At 67.3% G+C, this 5,658-nt stretch carries 8 protein-coding genes; 2 read left to right on the plus strand and 6 right to left on the minus strand.

All coding sequences use genetic code 11. The annotated features are described in order from the left end of the window. Positions 1-88 precede the first annotated feature (88 nt). Positions 89-298 (plus strand): hypothetical protein, encoded by a 210-nt coding sequence (locus I0Q12_RS31690; protein ID WP_231609818.1) that lies wholly within the window; start codon positions 89-91, stop codon positions 296-298. Positions 299-310: 12 nt separating this feature from the next. Next, on the plus strand, positions 311-670 hold the full coding sequence (locus tag I0Q12_RS01750; protein ID WP_231609835.1) for a transposase: 360 nt from the start codon (positions 311-313) through the stop codon (positions 668-670). A gap of 179 nt (positions 671-849) precedes the next feature. Here I0Q12_RS01750 and I0Q12_RS01755 read toward each other — a convergent pair whose 3' ends face one another. Genes I0Q12_RS01755 through I0Q12_RS01780 form a run of 6 tightly spaced genes read right to left on the minus strand, consistent with a single transcriptional unit; the run spans position 850 to position 5,650 of the window. After that, entirely contained in the window at positions 850-1,218 is a 369-nt protein-coding gene (locus tag I0Q12_RS01755) for an STAS/SEC14 domain-containing protein (RefSeq protein ID WP_197250314.1), read from the minus strand. 40 nt (positions 1,219-1,258) lie between these two features. After that, positions 1,259-1,747 carry a GNAT family N-acetyltransferase gene (locus I0Q12_RS01760; RefSeq protein ID WP_197250315.1) on the minus strand — a complete coding sequence of 163 codons (489 nt, stop codon included), beginning with the start codon at positions 1,745-1,747 and terminating at the stop codon, positions 1,259-1,261. Further along, complete coding sequence (gene solA / locus I0Q12_RS01765) at positions 1,744-2,874, minus strand: N-methyl-L-tryptophan oxidase (RefSeq protein ID WP_197250316.1); 1,131 nt, start codon at positions 2,872-2,874, stop codon at positions 1,744-1,746. The genes I0Q12_RS01760 and solA overlap by 4 nt, the downstream gene beginning before the upstream one ends. A 19-nt stretch (positions 2,875-2,893) precedes the next feature. Next, the gene (locus tag I0Q12_RS01770) at positions 2,894-3,865 is read right to left on the minus strand and encodes an ABC transporter substrate-binding protein (protein ID WP_197250317.1); all 972 of its coding nucleotides are present in this window, start codon (positions 3,863-3,865) and stop codon (positions 2,894-2,896) included. 34 nt (positions 3,866-3,899) lie between these two features. After that, on the minus strand, positions 3,900-4,682 hold the full coding sequence (locus tag I0Q12_RS01775) for an amino acid ABC transporter ATP-binding protein (RefSeq protein ID WP_197250318.1): 783 nt from the start codon (positions 4,680-4,682) through the stop codon (positions 3,900-3,902). Then, a complete protein-coding gene (locus tag I0Q12_RS01780; protein ID WP_197250319.1) occupies positions 4,679-5,650 on the minus strand; it encodes an amino acid ABC transporter permease in 972 nt (323 codons plus the stop codon). Before I0Q12_RS01780 ends, I0Q12_RS01775 begins: the two co-directional genes overlap by 4 nt. Positions 5,651-5,658: the final 8 nt, after the last annotated feature.

Raw genomic sequence — 5,658 nt, forward strand, 5'->3', positions numbered from 1 at the left:
GCGGAAGGCAGGTGGATTCGGTGCGGATCTCAGCGGTCGATGCAGACGGTAGCGACCTCCCGATCCCCGGAATACCCTTTCCGTCACGGTGATCGAAACCTTTTCGGCGACAAAGTCAGTCACTGCCGTCGCGGCCACCACCGCGCTGGCGCAACGCCATCGGGTGATCGTGGTGGAGACGTTGAACGCGTCCGGGATGCGTTCGGCCGGTGGCAGCCGGAAGAAGGGCCTGAACCGGGCGCTCGCCGATGCGGCCCTGGCCGAAATTCGGCGGATGCTCGGCTACAAGACCGGTTGATACGGCTCGACGCTGGTGGAGGCCGGCCGCTGGTACCCCTCATCGAAAACGTGTTCGGGATGTGGCAGGCGACAACCAAACCTGACCCTCGCGGACCGGACGTATGTGTGTGAGCACTGCGGCCTGACGATCGATCGTGATCGCAACGCTGCGATCAACCTCGCCCGCCTCGGCGAGACCCACCGCACGGGTGATACGGGGACCGGTACCGGGAGTAGCCCGGCCGCCACCGATTCGGGTGGGGACGGACGTGGAGCCACGCGCAAGACCCGATCCGCGGGAGCGGACAAGGCAGCAGGCGTTGAAGCGTCAACCCGGCACGACACTGTCGGTCGGACCGGGACTGTCTCACCGGAAGGTGAGGCTGCCTGATGGCGAAGCAAACAGGACGTGCTCACGTTTGCTCACCAGAAGGCAACGGTTGCTGCGACGTCGTCGAGCCAGGTGTCTCGGTCGCTCTGGATGGTTCTTGCCCGAACCTGAACGCCCCGGCACAGCCCGAACACCCCTTTTTCTCGAGGTGGCGCGAATTGCGTGCCGTCGAACCGGGTTCAGGCGGCGGTTCCGGCCGCCCACTCGATCGCGGCGTCGCGCTCGGACAGCGGGAAACGCTTGAACTCCCCGGGCGTCAACCAGCCGAACAGGGACATGACGGTGATCATCCAGTCGAGGTCCGTGACCAGCGCGATCCGTTCCCAGCGGGTGACGTGCTCGGCACCGAGCCGGAAGTCGTCCCACATTGCTCCGGGGGACAGGCCGTCGAACCTCTCGAACACCAGGACGATCCGGATCTTTTCTCCCCGGTCACAGACCTCGCGGATCGCGGGCATCAGGACGTTCTCGTAATCGGACGCTTCGATTCGTCCGACGGCCTCGAAGCCGAGGACGCCGTCGGGCAGGTCTCGGATCGGTTCGAGCATGTTTCGACGGTACCGCTGCCGCCGCCGGCGCCTGGGTGGATCAGCGCAGATACTTCTCGAACGGGTGCGGGCCGATCTCCTCGGCCGGAACGGACGGGTCGAACAGGGCGGTGTAGCCCGCCGCCAGATAGAGCGCGACCGCTTCCGGCTGGCGCCACCCGGTGGTCAGGTAGATGCGGGAATAGCCGCGCCGCACCGCCTCGCCCTCGAGTTCGTCGAGGACGAGACGGCCGAGCCCGCGCCGCCGGTGCCGAGCGGAGGTCCAGATGCGTTTGAGCTCGGCGGTGTGCTCGTCGTAGCGGCGGAACGCTCCCCCGGCGACGGGTTCACCGTCCTCGACGAGGACCAGCAACGCGCCGTGCGGCGGCGCGAATTCCTCACCGGGATGGGTGGTCAGGTCCTCGAACTGCTCCTCGAACGGCCGTTCGTAGCGAGTGCTGTACTCGACGGCGAGTTCGGTGAGCAATGGCAGGGCGAGCGGGTCGTCCTGCGCCACCCGAAGGACCTGCAGGCGGCGGGTTTCGCTCATCGCGCGGCCACCGCCTGCCGGGCACCGAACCGGAGGGGTTCGAGAGCTCGGCTCCTGCCGTCGACGAGATCGGCGACGAGCTCCCCGATCACCGGCGCGAATTTGAATCCGTGCCCGGAGAACCCGGCCGCCACGGTGACGTCACCGACCCGGTCGACGACGAAATTGCTGTCCGGGGTGGTCGTGTAGAGGCAGGTGTCAGCGACGACGGAGCTTGGGTCGACGCCGGGCAGCCACGCGGTCGCGTAGTCGACGAGACGCTCGACACCGGCGGGATCGGGCCTGTAGTCCCGTGTTTCGGGTTCCACCACCGGTCCCGTACCGTGCTCACCGATCTTGATGCCGTCCTCGGAACCGAGCCCGTAGATGCCTTCTCCGGTGAGTCCGGCGCCACGATGATGCACGAAGCTCGGCCAGTCCGCGACGATCGGCACGAAGTGCGCGGGTTGTTCCTGCGTGGTGCGCAGTTGTGGCAGTTCCGGCACGACGTCGAGCTGCGCGTCGGCGAGCAGCGATCGGGTCCACGCGCCGGCTGCGACGACGACGTGTGCGGCCGCAATCGTCGTCCCGTCGGTGACGACCTCGACACCGGTTGCGGTACTTCTGATTCCGCGAACGACGTCGTCGTGCCGAATGTCCGCGCCGACGTGCGCCGCCGCGTGGTTCAGAGCCTGCACCGACCGGTCGGCGTGCAACCGGCCGGCGTCCGGGTGGTGCAGGACCCGGGTGTCGAATCGGATTCCGGGCCAACGCCGTCCCGCCTCGGCCGGATCCAGCAGCTCGTGCGGGATCCCGAGCGCCGCCAACGCCTTCGCCTTGGCCGCGAGCGCGGCGGGAAGCCCGTGGTCGACGGCACCGGTCAGCGTGAGAACGGATGTGCCCGTGGTGTCCTCGAGGGCACGCCACAGCGGCAGCGCCCGCGCCGCCAGACCGGTGTAGAACTCCCCGTCGTACGCCTGCCGGTAGATGCGCGAACTGCCGTGCGACGCGCCGTGGCGGTGTCCCGGACCGAACTGTTCGAGCAGCACGACCGACCGGCCGCGTTCGGCCAGGCGCCAGGCCGCTGCCGACCCGATGACACCGCCGCCGACGATCACCACGTCGGCGCGGCCCTGAATGCGACTCATCGCTTCCCTCCGGGTCTCGCTACTGCGCAGGCTTCTTCGGCAGGCCGGGCGGGTTGATCCTCGAGGACTCGACCGCCTCGCTCGAAATGCCCCAGCGTTCGAGAACCTGCGCGTACGTGCCGTTCTCGATGAGGTGGTTCAACGCCTCGTTGATCGGGCCGACCAGGCCGTTGTCCTTCTTCGTCAGCACCGCGATCTCACCCTGCAGGGCGTCTCCCGCGCCGGAGAACGTGCCGACGACCTCGGTCTCGCCGGACTGGATGGCGTGGAACGACGACGACGGGTTGGGCCCGACGTACGCGTCGATGCGGCCGGAGCCGAGCGCGAGGTAGTAGTCCGTGGCGTTCTGGTAGTAGAGGATCTCGGCGGGTTCGAGCCCGGCCGCGATGTTCTGCTCGTTCCACTGGACGAGCAGCTCCTCCTGGTTGGTGCCGGACGAGACACCGACCTTCAGACCTGCGATGTCCTTCGGGCCGTCGAACGTGATGCCACTGCCCTTCTTCACCTCCACGGCAAGGCTGTCGAGACGGTAGGTGGCGAAGTCGTACTTCTCCTTGCGTTCCTCGGTGACGGTCACGTTGGAGATGAAGGTGTCGGCCTCACCGGAGTCGATGCGCACGAAGTTCTGCGCCCAGTCCGCCGCGGTCAGTTCGATCTCCAGACCGAGCACGTCGCCGATGAGGTACGCGAAGTCCGTCTCGGAGCCGATGATCGTCTTGTCGTCGTCGGCGTAGAACCGCAGGGGCGGTGCCGTGCCGGCGGAACCGGTCACGATCAGGGTGCCACGGTCGCGGATGGCCTGCGGGACCTTCGCGGCGATCTCGGGAACCTCGTCGGTGGTGATGCGGTTCTGGTCCGCGCTGAGGTTGTATCCGGCCGCGCTCGCGGCGTCGGTCTCGGGGTCACCCGAGCTGCACGCCGCGCCGGCGAACAGGGCGACGGCGGTCAGGGCCGAGGCGAACAGCCTCGTGGGGCGGGTGGGGGCTGACATCGTGTCCTTCCGGAAATCTTCGGTGTAAGGGGTTTCAGAGCACCCGGGACAGGAATGCCCGGGTGCGGTCGTGGCTGGGTCGTTCGAGGACGTCTGCGGGTGGGCCCTGCTCGACGATGACGCCACCGTCCATGAACACGATGGTGTCGGCGACCTCGCGGGCGAATCCGATCTCGTGGGTGACGATCACGAGGGTTGCACCGTCGGCGGCGAGGTCGCGGATCACGTCGAGAACCTCGCCGACGAGTTCGGGGTCGAGCGCGGAAGTCGGTTCGTCGAACAGGATCACCGCCGGGCGCAGCGCCAGCGCGCGCGCGATCGCGACGCGTTGCTGCTGCCCACCCGACAGCTGCTTCGGGTAGTCGTGGACCTTGTCCCCGACACCGACGCGGCGGAGCAGTTCCCGGGCTTCGGCCTCCACCTCGGCGCGTTCACGCTTCTGCGCCGACAACGGCGCCTCGATCACATTCTCGAGCGCGGTCAGATGCGGGAACAGATTGAAGTTCTGGAAGACGAAGCCGATCCGGGAGCGCTGGCGCAGAATCTCGCGCGGACGCAGCTCGTGCAGCTTGTTGCCGCGACGGCGGTAGCCGATGAGCTCACCGTCGATGCGGATGGTGCCGCGATCGACCTTCTCCAGGTGGTTGAGGGTACGCAACAGCGTGGACTTCCCGGACCCGGACGGCCCGAGGATCACCGTCACCTCGCCCTTGCGGACCTGCAGGTCGACGCCCTCGAGCACCTTGAGGGCGCCGAAGGACTTGTGGACGCCGCGCACGTCGACCGCGTGGACCTGCGGATCTTCGATCGTGGTCATTTGGTCGCTCCCCTCGGCGTGCCGATCCCGGCATCACGGATCTCGCGGTACTTGGCCAGCAGCTTCTGACGCGGAGTGAGCGGCAGGTCACGCGCCGAGCCGCGGGCGTAATGACGCTCGACGTAGTACTGGATGATGGACAGCACGGTGGTGAGCAGGATGTACCAGACGGTGGCGACCATGAGCAGCGGCACCACCCGGCCATTGCGCCCGAAGATCACCTGGACCTGGTAGAACAATTCGGCGATCGCCATCGTGGAGACGATCGAGGTGCCCTTGAACAGGCTGATGACCTCGTTGGCGGCGTTGGGCAGGATCGCGCGCATCGCCTGCGGCAGGACGATTTTGACGAACTGTCGGTACCGCGGGATGCCGAGGGCGTTGGCCGCCTCGATCTGTCCGTGATCGACGGAGATGATGCCGGCGCGGATGATCTCCGCGGAGTAGGCGGCCTGGTGCAGGGCCAGGCCGATCACCGCGGCGGTGAAGCCGGAGATCACGCCGGTCACGTTGAACTCGAAGAAGCTCGGCCCGAACGGAATACCCAGCGACAGCGTCTGATACAGGTACGCGATGTTGAACCAGAACAGCAGCTGCACGATCAGGGGAATCGAGCGGAACGCCCAGATGTAGATCCACGAAATGACCTGCAGCACCGGGTTGTTCGACAGCCGTGAGACGGCGAGCAACACGCCGAGACCGAAACCCAGAATGCTGCCCCACAGGGTCAGCTTCACCGTCATCCACAGCGCCGCCAGCACGGATTCGGCGGTGAAGTAGCGGGCGAAGGTCGCCCAGTCCCAGCCGGGGTTGGTGGCGAGGCCGTGCAGGAACTGCGCGACGACGACCAGCACCGCGATGCTGATCACCCAGCGCCACGGATGCGGGGTACGTGCGACGACGAGATCGCCGTCGTCGACGTCGTCGGCCGGCGTCGGCGCGGGACGGTTGCGGGTCGGCGCGCTCACGCCGGCCT

Origin of the sequence: Rhodococcus sp. CX, assembly GCF_015865005.1 — a bacterium.
In the GTDB taxonomy this organism is placed as follows: domain Bacteria; phylum Actinomycetota; class Actinomycetes; order Mycobacteriales; family Mycobacteriaceae; genus Rhodococcus.